Raw genomic sequence first — 18,326 nt, 5'->3', positions numbered from 1 at the left:
ATTAATTTCTTATAAGTTATCAACTATAAAAAGGTGATTTTAGTGAGTTTCTTTATATGTTTTTTATTTAAAAATAAAAATGAGAACAACTTTTACAAAATAGTGAATAATCCTTTTTTATTTTATTTTTCAATAAATTAGAATACACTAAACCCGTTAATAACTTATGATAAACTCCTAAAACCATACAAAAGCAATTTATACTGTTATTTTTTTATCTAAATTCACTCCGTATTATTATCATCATATTTTTAAATTAAAAAAATATATTTATTTCTCATATACAAATTATGTGGAAAAACTTTTGAACTAAGAAGTTTTTCAATTTCTTTGTATCTTTGCACACTTTCTAAGTATAAACTTAAGAAACCAAATTAAAATAATTTAAAATTTTCCTTATGAGTAGAAGAAAATTTAAACAAAAAAAGAAAAAAAATAAAGATTTTAGTAGAGATATTCTTGCTATCCTTCAAAAAAATAGTACTAAAAGTTTCTCGTGGAAGCAAATTGCTGAGAAGCTTAAAGCAACTTCTACCGAAATGCGTAATGATATTATTATGTCATTGGCAAAGCTTGTCAAACAAGCTCATATTAATGAGGTTACTCGTGGGCAATATAAGGCTAATGAGGCTACTTACTATCATCGAGGCATTGTGGATATGTCATCAAATGGTAATGCGTATGTAACTTGTGAGGATTTAGCACAAGATGTTTTTATTCCTAATAACTTATTGAATAAGGCTCTTCATGGAGATGTAGTAGAGGTGTATGTATTTCCTCGCCGTAAGGATAAGCTCGAAGGAGAAATTACTCAGATTATAGAACGAAAACGTACTACTTTTGTAGGAATTGTACAAATGCAGAAAAACTTTGCTTTTGTAGTACCTACTGATCGGAGAATGTATACTGATATTTTTGTTTCTAAAAATGATTGTAATGGTGCTAAAGATGGAGATAAGGTATTGGTACGTATTACCCAATGGACTTCTCGTGCTAATTCTCCTTATGGAGTGATAGAAAAGATACTTGGAAAGCCTGGTGAGCATAATACTGAAATGCATGCTATCTTGGCAGAATATGGACTACCTTATGAATTTCCTGAGGAAGTAGAGAAATATGCACAAGGGCTGGATACTACTATTAAGCAAGATGAGATTACCCGACGTAGAGATATGCGAGAGGTGCTTACTTTTACTATTGATCCCCGTGATGCTAAGGATTTTGATGATGCCCTTTCTTTCCAGAAGTTAGAAAACGGTAATTATGAAGTAGGGGTACATATTGCCGATGTTTCTTATTATGTGCAACCTAATACTATTTTGGATGATGAAGCTTATAAGCGTGCTACTTCAGTATATTTAGTGGATAGAGTGGTACCTATGCTTCCTGAGGTGCTTTCTAATTTTGCTTGTTCCCTGCGCCCTGAGGAGGAAAAATATACTTTTTCGGCTATCTTTGAACTCTCCCCAAGGGCTGAGATTCGTAATGTGTGGTTGGGACGTACTGTGATTCGTTCTGATGCACGTTTTTCATACGAGGAAGCTCAAGCAGTGATTGAGGCTTTTGATACTCCCTACAGAGAGGTTTTAACAGATTTTATGATGCCAGAGGAGATTTCTATTCGTCCAGAGGGAAGTTACAAAGTAATCCAACCTATAGTGGAGGCTATTCTTTCGCTGAACTATTTAGCAGAAATTTTCCGTGACAAACGGATGAAATCTGGAGCAATTTCTTTTGATAAGTTGGAGGTGAAATTCCTATTAGATGAAAATAATAATCCTATTGGTGTGTACACCAAAGAGAGTAAGGAAGCCAACAAACTCATTGAGGAGTTCATGTTACTTGCTAACCGAAAGGTAGCAGAATATGCATCTAAACTTAAGAAAACATTTGTATACCGTGTGCATGATGAACCTGATGAGGAAAAGCTGATACAAATGCAGGGGATTATTTCTCGCTTTGGATACAAACTTAATATGCAGAGTAAGGATAGTATTGCTCACTCTATCAATCATTTATTAGAAGAAGTGCATGGTAAGAAGGAACAGAACTTAGTGGATACTTTAGCTATTCGCAGTATGAGTAAGGCGGCTTATTCTACCCATAATATAGGGCATTATGGATTAGCATTTGCTGATTACACCCATTTTACTTCTCCTATTCGTAGGTATCCTGATGTGATGGTACACCGTCTTTTACAAAGATATTTAGATGGAGAAAGCTCAGCTAATGAGGTAGTGTATGAGGAAAAATGTAAACATTCCTCTCAGATGGAGAACTTAGCTACTTCAGCAGAAAGAGATTCTATTAAGTATATGCAAATTAAATATATGGAAGAACATAAGAACCAAGAATTCTTAGGAGTAGTTTCAGGGGTTACCGAGTTTGGTATTTATGTGGAGATCATTGAAAACAAATGTGAAGGAATGATACGTGCTCGTGATATGAAAGATGATTATTATGTATTTGATGAAAAAGCCTATGCCCTCATAGGAGAAATAAGCAAGCATCGCTATACTCTTGGTGATGAAGTAATGATACGTGTAAAGAATACTGATTTGGTCAAGCGTTATTTGGATTTTGAATTGGTAAAGTAAAATGATAAAGAGGTTACCTAAGAAGGAGAGTTTCAGTGAAGGTTGTCATTTTGGATATACTTCTGTAAGCCTTTGCAAGATGAGTGCTCTCACTTCCTCTTGCAAAGGCTCTTTTTCTGTAAGAGATTTGCCCTCAGTGGGAACCGGAGGTAGAATATCTACTCGCATACGTCCCATACTTCCTGCAAAAAAGTGAAAGGGAAAACGTTTTTTAGCATCATAAAAAACCATAGGTACTATAGGAATTTGACACTCAATAGCAATGCGGAAAGCTCCATCCTTGAATTTGTCAAGGATAATGCACTCATCATCAGGAACTCCTCCCTCAGGAAAGATACATATACTTAGCCCATTTTGAATACGTTGCATGGCTTGAGTATAGACCTCCTTCTTGCTTTGTGGGCTTTTTCTGTTAACCATGATGGCTATACGCTTATAAAAATAGCCAAATAGTGGTAATTTGGAAAGTTCTTTTTTTCCTACAAATACAAATGGGTTCTTACTACAATAGAACATTAACATAATATCCATCATACTAGTATGATTGGCAACTAACATATAACTATGACGGTTATTAGAAATGGCATATCCTCTCCTTATTCTTGGGAAAAAACCCATTCCATAGAGGATGGGGATTGCCCATAAGTTACGTGCTACCCAATAGAAAAGATGATACCAACGTGGCTTAGCTGTAAAAATAAGTAATAAGGGTAACCATAAAAAAATAAGGAGAGTTGCTAAAAGGTAAAACCAACTTTTCCAGAGTATCCAAAAGGGATATTTTATTACTTTCATTCCTTGTCATATTGTGGGGACAAAGATAAGAAATAAGTATTAACTGCACTAATATTAAGTGTAGATTCTCATGAATCAAAAATAGCATCAGTGATTTTTCTCTTGTTATTTGACTTTATGAAAAAAATTGTATCTTTGCAGAAAAAAATTGTAGATAATTAAATAATAATGGATACACTTATTAAAGAACTCAAAGAAAAGATAATAGAAGTGCTTAATTTAGAGGAAATTACTCCAGAAGATATCAAAGCAGATACTCCTTTGTTTGGAGATGAGGGATTAGGATTGGATTCTATTGATGCTTTAGAGCTTATTGTGCTTTTAGACAAAAATTATGGCATTCGTCTTGCTGATCCTAAGGAAGGAAGAGAAATTTTTTATTCCATCCAAACCATGGCGGATTATATTCAAAAGCATAGGACTAAGTGATGAAATCTGAGAGGATTGTAATTACAGGAATGGGTATTTGCTCTTGTATTGGAAAGAATATACAAGAGCATCTTTTGTCTTTACTTAAAGGAAATACGGGGCTTTCTACTATTGAAAATATAGATACAATATACAGAAATCATATTAGGGTAGGGGAGATTAAGCAGACAAATGCTTCCCTTATTGAATCTTTACATTTGCCTGAAGATAATAATTTTTCACGTACTTCTCTTTTAGGTATTTTAGCCCTGAGAGAAGCTTTAGAAAGCATACCAATGACCAAAGATAATTTTTCTAATATAGCTATGGTGATGGCTTCCAGTGTAGGAGGAATGGATATGACTGAGAAGTATTTTTACCAATATACTACCGATGTATCCTCTCGCAAATATATTTTCTCTCATAATATAGGTGAAATAACTGGACAAATAGCAGATTTTTTTGGAATAAAAGGGCTAGTTACAAGCCTCAGTACTGCTTGTTCTTCTTCAGCGAATGCTATCATTACTGCTGCTGATCTTATTCGTACAGGGAGGGCTAAGTATGTTGCTGTAGGAGGAGCAGATGCGCTTTCTAAATTCACTATTAATGGATTCAATGCTCTTATGATTCTTTCCGATGAAGATTGCACTCCTTTTGATGAGAATCGTAAAGGACTTAACTTAGGGGAGGCAGGTGCTTTTCTTATTTTAGAGTCAGAAAAGGAGGCTCTATATAAGGGACATGAGATATTAGCAGAACTTTCTGGTTGGGGAAATGCTAATGATGCTTATCATCAAACAGCTTCCTCTAAGGAGGGAGAAGGTGCTTTTTTAGCTATGCAAGAAGCTTTAAAGATTAGTGGTCTTTCTCCTCGAGAAATTGATTATGTGAATGCTCATGGTACAGCAACTATTAACAATGACCTTTCCGAGAGTAGGGCATTGATTCGTGTATTTTCACAAGAGAAAATGCCTGATTTTAGCTCTACCAAACCTTTTACAGGACATACCTTGGCGGTAGCTTCAGCAGTGGAAGCTATTTTCAGTATCTTGGCTATTAGGGAAGGAATTGTTTTTCCTAACCTTAATTTTAGAACCCCAATGAAGGAGGTCATTATACGTCCACAAACTGTTCTGAAGAAAAAGAATATTAATCATGTACTTTCTAATTCTTTTGGTTTTGGAGGAAATTGTTCTTCCCTTATTTTTTCAAAATACAATTATTAACTTAAACTATTCAATATGTTAGATAATGCTATATTTGATTTGCATAAAGCTATCCGTAATAGGCTTTTAGTTTATTTAGAAAAGGTTACTGCTGAGCAATTAGCAATTATCCCCGAAGGTTTTCATAATAATATTCTTTGGAATATTAGCCATTGTGTGGTTACCGAGCAACTTCTATGCTACAGAATGGCGGGAATACCTACCTTAGTTAAGGAGGAATTAATTAATACCTATAGGAAGGGTACTTATCCAGATGGACATATTCCGACCACTCAGGAGATAGATAATCTTAAGGAGTTGCTTACCTATACAAGGGAATGCCTTCAAAAAGATTACATGAAGGGATTATTCAAAGAATATCCTACCTATGCTACTTCCTTTGGATATACACTACATACCATAGAGGAAGCAATTCTTTTTAATAATACTCACGAAGGAATGCACTTAGGAGTGATTATTGCTTTGAATTATCATCTATAGTACTAATGAAGATTCTTTAGTGCTGCCTCTATAGCTTGATCATAGAGAATATTTTTATTGTGATATTGATTTTTGTATGCTTTTAATTGATTGTATAACTACTCTCTTTCACTTTTTGTAACCTTGCGCTTATCTACCTTATAATGGGTAGCTATTACCTTATAGTATTCAAGTTGGAAAGGACGTAATAATGTATAAGCCTTATAAGTGTTTATATTCTCACAAAGATTTACCAGACGATTATAGTCAAACTTAACAATATTCTCATTATAATCCTTTTCAATAAGGGCGCACTGAGCCTGTATTACCTAATAAAGAGTTTCTATATTCTGCTGGAGATTTTCATTTTTGAAGAGTTCTAATATCTGTTGATAATGAACATTTTTGTATTCTTTATCGGCTTGTTGGAGTTTTTTAAGGGTAGTTTGTCCCATTATATACATGGGAATTAGTAAGAGTATACAAAGGGTTTTATACTTCATTTTTAATTATTTAGCATTAAATTTTCTACAGAGAATCAAAATCAATTTTCTCGAAAAGGTACAATATTTTTATCAAAAAAAATTAGTAACTTTGCACTCATTTTGAAAGGAGATAAAATGGAGACAGAAACAACTACAGCTCCTGTAGAGACAGAAAAGCAAGCAAAACCTCAATGGCTTAGGGTGAAGCTTCCTACAGGAAAGAAATATACTGAATTGCGTAGCTTGGTGGACAAGTATCAACTCAATACTATTTGTACCTCTGGAAGTTGTCCTAATATGGGAGAATGTTGGGGACATGGAACGGCTACTTTTATGATATTAGGAAATATCTGTACGCGTTCTTGTGGCTTTTGTGGGGTGAAAACAGGACGTCCTGAGACCATTGATTGGGAAGAGCCTGAAAAAGTGGCTCGTTCTATCAAACTTATGAATATCTCCCATGCAGTGATTACTTCTGTGGATAGGGATGATCTTAAGGATATGGGAAGTATTATTTGGGCAGAGACAGTGAAGGCTATTCGGCGAATGAGTCCTAAAACTACCTTGGAAACACTTATTCCTGATTTTCAAGGAGTAGAACGCAATCTTAATCGTATTCTTGCGGTAGCTCCAGAGGTAATTTCTCATAATATGGAAACAGTACGTAGGCTTACTCGTGAGGTACGTATTCAAGCTCAATATGACCGTAGCCTTAGAGTCCTTCGTTACTTAAAGGAAAATGGAGCTCACCGTACCAAATCAGGTATTATGTTGGGTCTTGGAGAAGAAGAAGAAGAAGTTATAGAAACGCTCTATGACTTGAAAGAGGCTAAAGTAGATGTAGTTACTATAGGGCAATACCTGCAACCTTCTAAAAAGCACCTTCCTGTAAGGAATTATGTTACCCCAGACCAATTTCAAAAGTATAAGGAAATAGGGGATGCTCTTGGTTTCCGCCATTTTGAAAGTAGTGCCTTAGTGCGTTCTTCTTACAAAGCATACAAGCATGTAGAATAAGTTATAAGTTTTCTTTTTTAATTTTCTTAAAAGTTGGGATTTTCAATATCCCAACTTTTTTTATAGTCAAATGGCTAATTCTACCAGAGAGAATTTGTGAAACTTACTATTTCTTAGATTATGTATAACATAGTAGAAGTTATGCTTAAGGAAGCACTTTCTCTTTTAAATAGAAAAGCTAAGGTTTATACTGATTGTTTAGTATTAAAAATCAATAGTTTATATATATTATTATAAACTATATTTAATGTTAACTTCTCTATATTTACTAAGAAAATAGAGGGTTTTATATAAATATTTTTTATATAAAAAATATTTATATCATAAATAAAAGTTAATTATCTTACTCTATTTCTATAAAAATTTGTACTTTTGAGGCAGAAATATAAAAATCATAATGTATGAATCGTATTTATATCATCGTGCTCTCAGCTATGGCTTCTATGCCAATGATGGGGCAAGAAGTGGACTCCTTACAAGTTAAACAGAAAGACTTAGGGGGTGCCTTAGAACAAAAGAAAGACAGTACAACTAATAAGGAAGCAGGGCACCGAAATATGCTACTCAATGCTTCCAGTACTGACCAACCTCGCCAAATTAACGTAGGCTTACCCTCCAGCCTAAGTACAACAATCTTTGAGGATGGACTTCCTGTTTCCTATAATTTCTGGCCTGATATGCCTTATTATTCTTGGTTTGGAGGTACTTCCTTTGGAAGGGTAGCTCCCTTGAGTCTCACCGAAGGGGCTCTACAATATGGTGCTGTAGGTTATATTTTGGACAGTCATCATAAGAAATCCACTGAAGAATTCAAAGGAACAGCCTCTTATCAGCTTAATAACTTTGGTCGTCAATCCTTTGATGCTACTCTTACGGGTAGTCTTGGTAATGGATGGGGGTATATGTTCAGTTCTAATCAGATATGGGATCCTGGAACTTATAAGCTCCAAGCCGCTTACCTTACCAAGCGTGTGCAGAGTTACAAGGCACTCTTTGACAAACGCTTTGCTCAGGGACAGGGTTATGCCAGCTTGCTTTACCAATATAGTCATTACATGAGCGTAGGTTCCGCCTATGCTCCTTTTATATATAAAGGAGATGGAAGTGTAAAAAAATATAATGGTTTCAAGTTCGGTACAGATGCTTATTATGGTAATGAAGCCTCTTGGTTTCCTTACTTGGATGTGATGACCGGTGAACATAAAACTAAGAAATGGACAGATGGGGGTACTACTAAGAACCATCAAATTACTTTCCGCTTGAATTACACTTTTGACAATGATACTGATTTGGATATCACTAGTAAAGCTAAATTCGGAGATGTAAGTATGGCAATGAGTGCTGTTTCTGGTATTGTGAATAATGTTCCTGGACAGTATTTCTATGCTGATGGAAGTGCTTTTACAGGGGATAAGATACAAAACCGTTTTTTTATGTATGTTCCTGGTTTTGAGCGTGATTGGATTACCAGTGCTGTATGGAAAGGAAAGCTCCAAGAGGATCGCCATAACTGGCGTATAGGAGCCAATCTCTGGTATAACCGTGCAGGTGTACAACAGATGAATACCATTATGGCACATGAGGTAAAGGCAGATCCTGCACAACTCTATACCAAAAGAGCAGATGGTACTCTTGCTATGGCAAATATCTTTAACCCAGGTAGTGGAGAATATTATGACGGACATGAAACTAAGTTTGCCCTTTTTGTTAGTGATGATTGGAATATTACTCAGAAGCTATGGATGAGCTTAGGGCTTCGCTTAGAATCTCTTGGTTATGGAGGTACAGCAGCACTTACTAAGGATGGCAAGAATAATGACCGTATACCTAACTGGTGGATAGGTGCTCGTAGTGATGGAGGAATCACTTCCTTTTCTAATAATTTCTTTAATCCTTCGGCTACTTATAATATTCGTTATACACTTGCTAAGGGCTTCGGGCTTCTTGGAGAATATGTATATGTAAAACGTCGTCCTGACCTTCAGGATTATGCCGGATCAGCACTCCCTACCTTGGATCCAGTAAATATTAATATGGGACGATTAGGTATCTTTTATAATAATCCTTGGATACAGCTTGTTTCTCAAGTTTCTACCATTTCACAGACTAACTATAAGTCACGGGCTACCTTCTACCATACTCTTACTCAAAATGTAGGTGGTAAGTTTGCAGGAGAAGAAGTAAGTGTAACTCAACCTATTACTTATGATGTGCAAACCATAGGCTGGACAACTGATTTTGTTCTTTCCTATGAAAACTTCTCCTTACATGGTTTGCTTACCTTACAGAATCCTCAGTATAAGAAACTTAGTATTTATGCTACTTTCCCCGATGGAGTTACTGATGGAGCAGATGTGAGTAACAAAGTAGTTACCGCTATGTCCAAAGTACTTATTGAACTAGACCCATCCTATAGTTTTGGAAAATGGCGTGCAGGACTTAACTTCCGCTATTTCAGTAAGCAATATATCAATAAGACCAATACTTTATATTTTAATGGACATTGGGAATCCTTTGCTAACTTGAACTATATGTTGAACAAAAATATATTCTTCACCCTTAATGTAGTTAACTTCCTTAATCAAACAGGGGCTACTGGTTCCATTGGGGCAGCGGATTTGGTTACCGATACTTCCAAGTATAAGGATTATCTTATGTCTGGTTCTTATTTACGTCCGTTTGAAGTATCTCTATCTACCACTATTAATTTCTAATTTTGAGTAGAATTTTAGATGCATTTACAAATAAAATCTAAACCATGAAATTTTTTAAAATAATTGTTGCATTATGGGCAGTATGCTTAGTGGGTTATGCACAACCCACTCATACAACTCATTCCTATAAGAAGGTGAAACCACGTATCATTATTACTACTGATCCTGAATTGGATGATAACAACTCCCTGATACGCTTCTTATTGTACAGTACCGACTTTCGGGTGGAAGGCCTTATCTATGCCAGTAGCCAATTCCATTGGAAAGGGGACGGAAAGGGGACTCTTTGGTATGTACCCAACCGCGAATATGGGCGTGTAGGTATGACCCAGCCCATGACCTCTTGGCGCTATGTACCTAAGGAACGTTTTATTCATGAGAATGTGGAGACTTATGCCAAAGTGTATAAGAACCTTAAGGTACATCACCCCGATTATCCTACTCCAGAGTATTTGCTATCTAAAATCCGAGAAGGTAATGTTGCCTTTGATGGGGATTTCTCTAAAGATACTCCAGGTTCAGAACTCATCAAGCAGTGTATTCTTGATGAAGATGACAGTCCGCTATACATTCAGGCATGGGGAGGAGCTAGTACCATCGCTCGTGCTCTTAAATCCATTGAGGAAATTTATAGTGAGCAACCTTACTGGAAGGAACTCAAGGCACGTATTTCAAAGAAAGTAGTCTTATGCCTCTCGATGGATCAGGATGATACCTATGCTCGCTATATTCACCCTTTCTGGCCTGAGATAGAGGAACTCAATCCTAATGGGATGCAGGTGGATCTCACTTTCTTCGCCCCCTTAAGAGTCAAGGAGGAAAACAAGGTGTTCTATTCACCCGAGTGGACAGAACAATACATACGTAGCAAAGGACTCTTTGGTGAGCGATATCGCGTATGGGGCGATGGCAAGCAGATGGTCAAGGACGATATCTTTGACTTCTTTGGGGTGAGCGAATTGGGTAAGGACAAGCTCAAGGAAAAAGGGTATATCTTATGGATGCCTAGTCTATTACCCAAGGGAACTTTTATCTCGGAAGGGGATACTTTCTGCTACCTGAACCTCATTGATAATGGTTTACGTGCCGATGAGGATCCTACCTTTGGCGGTTGGACGGGAGCTAAGATGGCAGTACCTGCGGACGTGAAAGCTGCAGACATTCCCGCTTATGTGCGTGGAAAGATAGGTTTTCCGGATTTTACTGCTGCTGTGCAGAATGGTTTTGCTGCCCGTATGGCATGGTCTGTAACCGATGACTATAAGAAAGCTAATCATGAGCCTGTTATACAAGGAATAGAAGAGAAAAGCGTTCACGCTGGGGAGCGAGTAACTCTTAGCTGTAAGGTAACTGACCCTGATAAGGACAAAGTTACCCTACAATGGCGACAATTCCTGGTAGGAAGCTATCCCAATACAGTAACCATAGAAAAAGCTACTACTAATAGTCCTATAATTACTATTCCTACAGATGCTCAAAAGGGACAAACTATTCACTTAGTTCTGGAAGCTACCGATAACGGAACACCTTCCCTTACCCGATATCATAGAATAATACTAACCGTGAAATAAATATTTATCCTTATAATTATGAAAAATAAATTATTGATAATCAAAACCTTAATTGTTTTTTCTTTGGGTATTACTGAAGGGACACTTGCACAAGTAAAGCTAAATGCCCAGAATATAGACCAAGTTCTTAAAGAAATGACCCTACACGAAAAGGCTCTATTGGTTGTAGGAACAGGTATGGCAGGAGTTACCGATAAAGCAAACTCTAACTTTGGTTCTTTCTCTAAGTTAGTTCCTGGTGCGGCAGGTACTACCGTGGCTATTCCACGCTTAGGCATCACCTCGGCCGTACTCTCCGACGGGCCAGCGGGTGTGCGTATTGACCCTATGCGTCCTTATGACAGCAAGACATACTATTGTACTCATTTTCCTATAGGCACTTGTCTCTCTAGCTCTTGGAATACCGACTTGGTTACCAAGGTAGGAGCAGCCATTGGGAAAGAAGCTAAAGAGTATGGGGTGGATGTGATGCTCTCTCCTGGAGTGAACCTACATCGCGACCCACTGAATGGACGTAACTTTGAGTATTATTCTGAAGACCCTGTACTGATAGGGGAAATTGCCACCGCCTATATCAATGGGATACAAAGCCAAGGGGTAGGTACCTCTATCAAGCATTATGCGATTAATAACCAAGAAACCGCCCGTTTAGGTAATGATGCACAAGTGAGCTCACGTGCTGCGCGTGAATTATACCTCAGAGGTTTTGAGATTGCCATCAAAAAAGCACACCCTTGGACAGTGATGTCCTCCTACAACTTAGTCAATGGTACCATGACCAGTGAACGCTATGACCTACTAACGACCATTCTACGCGACGAATGGAGCTTTAAGGGGATTGTGATGACCGACTGGATGGGGGTATGGATCCTATCCGTCGCAACAAAGCCACTGACCGTGTAGCCAATATGAAAGCAGGTAATGACCTGATAGAACCAGGAAAAGATGAGGATGTAGCTACTATTGAAGAAGCGGTAAAGAAGGGTACCTTGGATGTAAAGTGCTTGGATTACCGATGCAGGTCAGTATACCTTCCATGTGGGAGCTTCCAGCCGCGATATTAAAGGCAGTGCTATGTTAAAGATAGGCAAAATAGTCAGAAAAGTACATGACGTACTACATCCTACTATGAAATTCAAAGAATTAAAACCATAAATTTAAATTATTTACTGTTATGAAAACAAAGAATATTCTCTTAACCTTAGGCTTCTGTGTAGGAATGACTACTGCATTAGCACAGAACTCCGATATTCAATATGTTACCAATAAAAAAGGAGCTACCTTGGGTTATAGTACCTCCTCAGGGGTAAAAATCATTACCGTAGGAGGTAAAAAGTTCAAAGACCTGAACAAAAACGGCAAGTTGGACAAGTACGAGGACTGGCGCCTGCCCGTAGAAGAACGTGCCAAAGACCTTGCTAAACAAATGAGCATAGAGGAAATTGCAGGGCTTATGCTCTACAGTAACCACCAAGCCTTGCCTGGCCCTCCTGATGGCTATCGCAAGAGTAGCTATGGAGGTAAGCCTTTTGCTGAGAGTGGTGCCAAACCTTCCGACCTTACCGACCAGCAAAAAGTCTTCTTAGACCGCGACCATGTACGCCATGTGCTAATCACTACTGTTTCCTCTCCTAAGGATGCAGCTATATGGAGCAACAACCTACAGCGTACCACCGAGAGCCTACCGCTGGGTATTCCAGTGAATATCTCTTCCGACCCACGCCATACCACCTTGGTAACGGCCGAATACAATGCAGGAGCAGGAGGAAGTATCTCTCTTTGGCCTGATGGATTGGCTATGTCCGCTACCTTTGATCCTGCCATAGTGCAGAAATTTGGTGAAATAGCTGCCAAGGAATACCGTGCTATGGGGATTACTACCGCCCTTTCCCCTCAGATAGACTTGGGTACGGAACCTCGCTGGAATCGTATGGTCTTCACCTTTGGTGAGTCTCCTGAGCTGACTACCGATATGACACGTGCCTATGTAGATGGTTTCCAAACCTCCACAGGTAAGGCCGAAATCAAAGATGGTTGGGGCTACGAGAGTGTCAATGCCATGAGCAAGCACTTCCCAGGAGGAGGTGCTGGCGAAGGTGGTCGTGATGCCCACTTTGCCTATGGTAAGTATGCTGTATACCCAGGTAAAAACTTTGAGATGCACCAAAAACCTTTTACCGAAGGTGCCTTTAAGCTCCATGGCAAGACCAAATCCGCCTCTGCGGTGATGCCTTACTACACTATTTCCTATAACCAAGACACCAAAAATCATGAGAATGTAGGTAATGGCTTTAGCAAATACATAGTAACTGACCTATTGCGCAACAAATACGGCTTTGACGGAGTGGTATGTACCGACTGGCTCATCATTGCCAAAGAACCAAGCACACCAGGGGGCTTTGCTGGTAAGCCTTGGGGGGTAGAAGACTTAGACTTGCCACAGCTTCACTACAAGGCTTTGGAGGCAGGAGTAGACCAATTTGGTGGTAACAACATGGTAGCTCCTGTGGTAGAAGCCTATAAGATAGGGGTGAAAGAACATGGTGAAGCCTATATGAGAGAACGTTTTGAGAAATCGGCTGTACGCCTATTGCGCAACATCTTCCGCTTGGGTCTGTTTGAAAATCCATACCTAAACCCAGAGGAAAGTGCTAAGATTGTAGGAAATCCTGAGTTCATGAAAGCAGGTTACGATGCCCAGCTCAAATCCATCATCATGCTCAAGAACAAAGGACATGTATTGCCCATTGACAAGAAGAAAACCGTCTATATTCCTAAGGTGTATAACGAACCCCAACGCAACTGGTGGGGGGTATATACTGAGGGCAACATCGCTTATCCTGTGAATATAGAGAATGTGAAGAAGTATTTCAATGTAACTGATGATCCCAATAAGGCTGATCTTGCTATTGTCTTTGTTAAGAGCCCTACTCAAAATCACCCAGGTTACAACGACGAACTCTTTAAAGCAGGTGAAAATGGTTATATTCCTATCTCCCTACAGTACAACACCTATACCGCTGAGTATGCTCGTGAGCACAGTATAGCCGCAGGAGATAAGGTAATTGCTCCACAAGTAACTGACCGTTCTTATAAGGGAAAAACAGCCAATGCCTCCAATATTACCGACCTGTATAACATATTGGAAACCAAAGAAAAGATGAAAGGAAAACCAGTAGTGGTTTCCATCACCGCCTCTCGCCCTATGGTATTCCATGAGTTTGAAAAACAGGTAGATGGTATCTTGCTTAACTTCGGTACTTCCGAACAAGCTCTTTTGGAAATTCTCTCTGGTAAGGTAGAGCCTTCTGCCTTGCTCCCTACTCAGATGCCTGCCAATATGAAGACGGTAGAGCAACAGTTTGAGGATGTACCTTTTGACATGGAGTGCCACAAGGACAGTGAAGGCAATGTATATGATTTTGGTTTTGGACTCAACTGGAAAGGGGTGATTAAGGATGCCCGTACGGCTAAGTATAAAAGATAAAAGTGAATAATGAAAAGTGGTTAGTGATTAGTTGTAATAGACTAAAAACTAACCACTAATAACTCAAAACTTTAAAGATGAAAGTAATTATAAAACAGCTCATTACCCTTTCTATGTCCTTAATGGTGGGTACTGTTGCTATATCACAGACTTACTATCGTGATGCACAAAGGGTAATCAAGCCGCGTATGCGGGTGATTGTGCTGAATGACTTTTCAGGCGATCCAGATGGTTATTTTCAGTTGGTACACCAGCTACTCTCCCCCTCAGCAGAAGTACAGGCAGTGGTAGGTACTCACCTGAAACCCAATGACCCCTTTGATAACTCCACCGTAACAGCACAGAATGCCCAGCGCAATGCCCAAGAACTGGTAACTCTTATGGGTATGAAAGGTAAATTTCCTGTTTTGGCAGGTTCTAATGTAGGGCTTACCAACACCCATACCCCTACCGAATCGGAGGCTACCGACTTTATCATCAAGGAGGCACTGCGTACCGATACCAAGCTCCCGCTGTATATCGTCAGTGGGGCAGGCCTTACCGATGTAGCTTCTGCGCTGCTCAAGCGCCCTGAGATTGCCAAGAAATTCACCTTGGTTTGGATAGGAGGCTCCGAGTATGAGGGCATCAACCTACCGCCAAATCACTCCACTGTTGAATACAATCTAGGTATCTCTGTCCCTGCGGCACAGGTCGTTTTCAACCAATCAGAAGTGATGATCTGGCAAGTACCAAGAAACGCTTATCGCCAAGTGCTTATGAGTTATGCTGAACTGACCACTCGCGTAAAGTCCCAAGGTAAGTTAGGTCAGTTCTTAGCCCAAAAGATAGAAGGAGTAATGGAGCGTACCCAACGATTTGATCTGCACATAGGTGAGACCTACATACAAGGAGATAACCCACTGGTGCTACTGACTGCTCTGCAATCCTCCTTTGAAGCCGATCCCTCCTCTAGCCTTTACCGCATAGTAGCTGCCCCACAGATTACAAACGAAGGCACCTACAAGGCGAATCCTTCAGGGAGAAAGATCCGTGTATATGACCAATTGGACACCCGATTGCTTTTGGAGGATTTCTATGCGAAATTACAACTCTTCAATAAGTAAATGAAAATTGTATATGAAAGCAAATTTAAAGCAAATTTTAGTCATTTCTGTGCTTTCTATGACTACTATCCCTGCTATAGCCCAATAAGCTACTACTATGTGTGGAACTGTACTCTCTATCTATTTTATTCGCAAATATTCAGCAATATTCTAGAAATGAAGAAAGTAAGATTTTACTTAATAGGCTTTTTAGAAACCTTAAAATCACATATAAATAAGAGAAAAATGAAAAGATTATTATTATTTAGCATAGTAGCACTCCTCTCAATGGGAGTCTATGCACAAAAGAAATTCAAGGTAACCCTTGATCCCGCTCGTAATGGTTCCTACACTATTAGTCCTAAACTCCCTAAGGATGGTATGGTCAAGGCAGGGACTGTCCTTACGATCCAAACCACTCCAGAGAATGACTATAGCTTTGACACAGGCTACTTTTCTACCCCTGGACAATGGGGTGCCATGTATTACGAATCGGTAACCTCTACTTTTAAAGTGAAAGTAGATAAGGACTTAAGTATAGGTGCTTGCTTTGTTCCTAAAGAAGCAGAGGCAAACCTAAATGTAACTCAAGATATCATCTATGCTAAGCCAGGGGTAAAGACCCTCAAGTATGATGTGTATTCGCCTAAGGGTAAGCAGAACCTCCCTTGTATTGTGATTATTCACGGAGGTGGTTGGAGTTCCAATACAGAAGAAGTGATGCGTGGTTTTGCTCGTGAGTTAGCCAATAGTGGTCGTTATGTAGTCTTTAACATAGATTATCGTTGGACAGGTAATTTGGATGGAGACAAAACGCCTACTGAGTTACATCAACTCATTGAAGATGTGTATGGTGCTTTGTTACATATCATGGAAAATGCTACTAAATATGGGGGCGATCCTACTCGTATCTGTGTAACAGGTGATAGTGCAGGTGGACATCTTTCTGCTTCGGTGGCTAACTTTGTAGAGAGAGTAGGGGACAGAGGTTTTGGAAAAACTCAAGGAATATATGAATTTTTACCTACTTATATGCCTAAAGGGAAAACTATTGCCCAAGTAAAAAGTGAGCTTGCTAAGGCTATCAAGGCAGTCGCTCCCAGCTATGGGGTATTTGCTCCTGAAACGCTCGTTTATCGTTTTAAGGACTATCCATACCGCAATGAAGTAGCACCTATCAATGGTATTCCTGAAGTTTCCAAGCGTGCAGTTCCCCAGCTATTGCTTAGAGGAACAGAGGATCCTCTGATTAAGGATGAACAGGTAAAGAAATATATGAATGCTTTAGTGAAAGCAGGTCAGCGTGTGGAATATATACAAGTAGGAGGCGCTACGCATGCTTTCCTTGATTGGAAACCGGATGCTAAAACACAAGAAACTTTTTACAAATATGGAAAGTACCATACTCATCAAATGCTTCTTTTCTTTGATGACGTATTGGAAAACAAATAATTACCTTTGCAAATGATTTATTTTTTACAGCAAGTTATTACAGACTTGCTGTTTTTTTGTACTTTTGTCAGCCGAAAGAGATTATTTATGCCTACTATATTATCTTTAGAAACCTCTGGAAAGAATTGTTCTGTAGCCCTTTTTACAGATAGTAATTTAGTATGCTTGGTGGAGGAACAAACCGAGAGTTTCTCTCATTCAGAGAACTTACATGTATTTATAGAAAGAGTTCTCAAGGAGAGTGCTGTAGACCCTCATCAGATAAGTGCTATAGCCATTAGTGCAGGACCGGGCTCCTATACGGGGTTGCGTATAGGTACTGCTACTGCTAAAGGCTTATGTTATGGATGGGGTATTCCTTTGATAGCCTTACCTACTTTGCGCATTTTAGCTGAAAGGGTAACGTATGAATTTACAGATATTAAATATATTATCCCTATGATAGATGCTCGTAGGATGGAAGTCTTTACTGTTGTATATAATCATGATTTTTCTCCTATAGTAGGGGAGAGGGCAGAAATTCTTACAGAAAGTACGTTTGATACTTACCTTAATAAGGGAAAAACAATTTTTTTAGGAGATGGAATCACTAAGTTCCAAGCTATTTGTAAGCATAAAAATGCTTATTTTTGGGAGAATAAATTTCCTTCAGCTAAGCAGATGGGAGTTTTAGCTTTTAAACAATATGACCAACAACATTTTGAAAATATAGCCTACTTTGAACCTTTTTACCTTAAAGAGTTTCAAAGTAATAAAAAATAAGGATTAGTAGCCAATATTGAGTATTTATACATTTTTAGTATTCCGCGCAGAACATATTAAGTGAAAAATAAAGATTGAAGAATAAAAAATGATTTTAAATAGGTATTTTTAAGAGATCTATACTACTAATAAGGATTTATATTAAAAAGAAATAAAAACAAAAATTTAGCCTGTTTCTGAAGGTTGATTTTTATGGTATTTAAAGAAATATGGCTGTTTTTGTAAGATAATGAATTGAATTAAAAGAGAATTTGTTATTTAAGAT

General features: G+C 38.5%; 15 protein-coding genes. 13 read left to right on the top strand and 2 right to left on the bottom strand.

Going from position 1 to position 18,326, the window contains the following annotated elements; all coding sequences use genetic code 11:
- The first annotated feature begins 398 nt into the window (after positions 1-398).
- Positions 399-2,597, top strand: coding sequence for a ribonuclease R (gene rnr, locus VJJ03_RS00695; protein WP_323973200.1), 2,199 nt, complete (start codon positions 399-401; stop codon positions 2,595-2,597).
- Positions 2,598-2,642: 45 nt separating this feature from the next.
- On the opposite strand, the gene VJJ03_RS00690 is transcribed toward rnr, so the two are convergent.
- Positions 2,643-3,392 (bottom strand): lysophospholipid acyltransferase family protein, encoded by a 750-nt coding sequence (locus VJJ03_RS00690; RefSeq protein WP_323973198.1) that lies wholly within the window; start codon positions 3,390-3,392, stop codon positions 2,643-2,645.
- Between the two features lie 168 nt (positions 3,393-3,560).
- Here VJJ03_RS00690 and VJJ03_RS00685 point away from each other — a divergent pair, with 168 nt between their 5' ends.
- From VJJ03_RS00685 to VJJ03_RS00675, 3 genes are read left to right on the top strand one after another with little or no spacing between them, the layout of a single operon-like run.
- Positions 3,561-3,821 (top strand): phosphopantetheine-binding protein, encoded by a 261-nt coding sequence (locus VJJ03_RS00685; RefSeq protein WP_009744787.1) that lies wholly within the window; start codon positions 3,561-3,563, stop codon positions 3,819-3,821.
- On the top strand, positions 3,821-5,029 hold the full coding sequence (locus VJJ03_RS00680; protein ID WP_009744786.1) for a beta-ketoacyl-[acyl-carrier-protein] synthase family protein: 1,209 nt from the start codon (positions 3,821-3,823) through the stop codon (positions 5,027-5,029). The genes VJJ03_RS00685 and VJJ03_RS00680 overlap by 1 nt, the downstream gene beginning before the upstream one ends.
- 15 nt (positions 5,030-5,044) lie before the next feature.
- Positions 5,045-5,509: a DinB family protein gene (locus tag VJJ03_RS00675; RefSeq protein ID WP_323973193.1), complete on the top strand. Its 465-nt coding sequence runs from the start codon at positions 5,045-5,047 to the stop codon at positions 5,507-5,509.
- Positions 5,510-5,817: 308 nt separating this feature from the next.
- Here VJJ03_RS00675 and VJJ03_RS00670 read toward each other — a convergent pair whose 3' ends face one another.
- A complete protein-coding gene (locus tag VJJ03_RS00670) occupies positions 5,818-5,991 on the bottom strand; it encodes a hypothetical protein (RefSeq protein ID WP_162859665.1) in 174 nt (57 codons plus the stop codon).
- A 117-nt stretch (positions 5,992-6,108) separates the two neighbouring features.
- On the opposite strand from VJJ03_RS00670, the gene lipA reads away from it, so the two are divergent.
- From lipA to tsaB, 9 genes are all read left to right on the top strand, one after another.
- Positions 6,109-6,990, top strand: coding sequence for a lipoyl synthase (gene lipA / locus VJJ03_RS00665; RefSeq protein ID WP_323973191.1), 882 nt, complete (start codon positions 6,109-6,111; stop codon positions 6,988-6,990).
- A 401-nt stretch (positions 6,991-7,391) separates the two neighbouring features.
- Positions 7,392-9,704 carry a 2,6-beta-D-fructofuranosidase gene (locus VJJ03_RS00660; RefSeq protein WP_323973189.1) on the top strand — a complete coding sequence of 771 codons (2,313 nt, stop codon included), beginning with the start codon at positions 7,392-7,394 and terminating at the stop codon, positions 9,702-9,704.
- Between the two features lie 44 nt (positions 9,705-9,748).
- Entirely contained in the window at positions 9,749-11,275 is a 1,527-nt protein-coding gene (locus tag VJJ03_RS00655) for a DUF1593 domain-containing protein (protein ID WP_323973187.1), read from the top strand.
- An 18-nt stretch (positions 11,276-11,293) separates the two neighbouring features.
- Complete coding sequence (locus VJJ03_RS00650) at positions 11,294-12,178, top strand: glycoside hydrolase family 3 protein (RefSeq protein WP_323973185.1); 885 nt, start codon at positions 11,294-11,296, stop codon at positions 12,176-12,178.
- Positions 12,139-12,339, top strand: a complete 201-nt coding sequence (locus VJJ03_RS00645) for a hypothetical protein (protein ID WP_323973183.1) — start codon at positions 12,139-12,141, stop codon at positions 12,337-12,339. Before VJJ03_RS00650 ends, VJJ03_RS00645 begins: the two co-directional genes overlap by 40 nt.
- 110 nt (positions 12,340-12,449) lie before the next feature.
- A complete protein-coding gene (locus VJJ03_RS00640) occupies positions 12,450-14,762 on the top strand; it encodes a glycoside hydrolase family 3 protein (protein WP_323973181.1) in 2,313 nt (770 codons plus the stop codon).
- Positions 14,763-14,839: 77 nt separating this feature from the next.
- On the top strand, positions 14,840-15,868 hold the full coding sequence (locus VJJ03_RS00635; protein ID WP_009744776.1) for a nucleoside hydrolase: 1,029 nt from the start codon (positions 14,840-14,842) through the stop codon (positions 15,866-15,868).
- Positions 15,869-16,093: 225 nt separating this feature from the next.
- Positions 16,094-17,299 carry an alpha/beta hydrolase gene (locus VJJ03_RS00630; protein ID WP_323973179.1) on the top strand — a complete coding sequence of 402 codons (1,206 nt, stop codon included), beginning with the start codon at positions 16,094-16,096 and terminating at the stop codon, positions 17,297-17,299.
- Positions 17,300-17,386: 87 nt separating this feature from the next.
- The gene (gene tsaB / locus VJJ03_RS00625; RefSeq protein WP_323973177.1) at positions 17,387-18,061 is read left to right on the top strand and encodes a tRNA (adenosine(37)-N6)-threonylcarbamoyltransferase complex dimerization subunit type 1 TsaB; all 675 of its coding nucleotides are present in this window, start codon (positions 17,387-17,389) and stop codon (positions 18,059-18,061) included.
- Positions 18,062-18,326 lie beyond the last annotated feature (265 nt).

The organism is Capnocytophaga sp. G2 (genome assembly GCF_035282625.1).
In the GTDB taxonomy this organism is placed as follows: domain Bacteria; phylum Bacteroidota; class Bacteroidia; order Flavobacteriales; family Flavobacteriaceae; genus Capnocytophaga.
This window is presented reverse-complemented; position numbering and strand designations above follow the sequence as displayed.

Excerpts from the sequence above, each read along its gene's own strand:
- rnr (WP_323973200.1), top strand. The coding sequence starts at position 399 with ATGAGTAGAAGAAAATTTAAACAAAAAAAGAAAAAAAATAAAGATTTT.
- VJJ03_RS00690 (WP_323973198.1), bottom strand. The coding sequence starts at position 3,392 with ATGAAAGTAATAAAATATCCCTTTTGGATACTCTGGAAAAGTTGGTTT.
- VJJ03_RS00685 (WP_009744787.1), top strand. The coding sequence starts at position 3,561 with ATGGATACACTTATTAAAGAACTCAAAGAAAAGATAATAGAAGTGCTT.
- VJJ03_RS00680 (WP_009744786.1), top strand. The coding sequence starts at position 3,821 with ATGAAATCTGAGAGGATTGTAATTACAGGAATGGGTATTTGCTCTTGT.
- VJJ03_RS00675 (WP_323973193.1), top strand. The coding sequence starts at position 5,045 with ATGTTAGATAATGCTATATTTGATTTGCATAAAGCTATCCGTAATAGG.
- VJJ03_RS00670 (WP_162859665.1), bottom strand. The coding sequence starts at position 5,991 with ATGAAGTATAAAACCCTTTGTATACTCTTACTAATTCCCATGTATATA.
- lipA (WP_323973191.1), top strand. The coding sequence starts at position 6,109 with ATGGAGACAGAAACAACTACAGCTCCTGTAGAGACAGAAAAGCAAGCA.
- VJJ03_RS00660 (WP_323973189.1), top strand. The coding sequence starts at position 7,392 with ATGAATCGTATTTATATCATCGTGCTCTCAGCTATGGCTTCTATGCCA.
- VJJ03_RS00655 (WP_323973187.1), top strand. The coding sequence starts at position 9,749 with ATGAAATTTTTTAAAATAATTGTTGCATTATGGGCAGTATGCTTAGTG.
- VJJ03_RS00650 (WP_323973185.1), top strand. The coding sequence starts at position 11,294 with ATGAAAAATAAATTATTGATAATCAAAACCTTAATTGTTTTTTCTTTG.
- VJJ03_RS00645 (WP_323973183.1), top strand. The coding sequence starts at position 12,139 with ATGGATCCTATCCGTCGCAACAAAGCCACTGACCGTGTAGCCAATATG.
- VJJ03_RS00640 (WP_323973181.1), top strand. The coding sequence starts at position 12,450 with ATGAAAACAAAGAATATTCTCTTAACCTTAGGCTTCTGTGTAGGAATG.
- VJJ03_RS00635 (WP_009744776.1), top strand. The coding sequence starts at position 14,840 with ATGAAAGTAATTATAAAACAGCTCATTACCCTTTCTATGTCCTTAATG.
- VJJ03_RS00630 (WP_323973179.1), top strand. The coding sequence starts at position 16,094 with ATGAAAAGATTATTATTATTTAGCATAGTAGCACTCCTCTCAATGGGA.
- tsaB (WP_323973177.1), top strand. The coding sequence starts at position 17,387 with ATGCCTACTATATTATCTTTAGAAACCTCTGGAAAGAATTGTTCTGTA.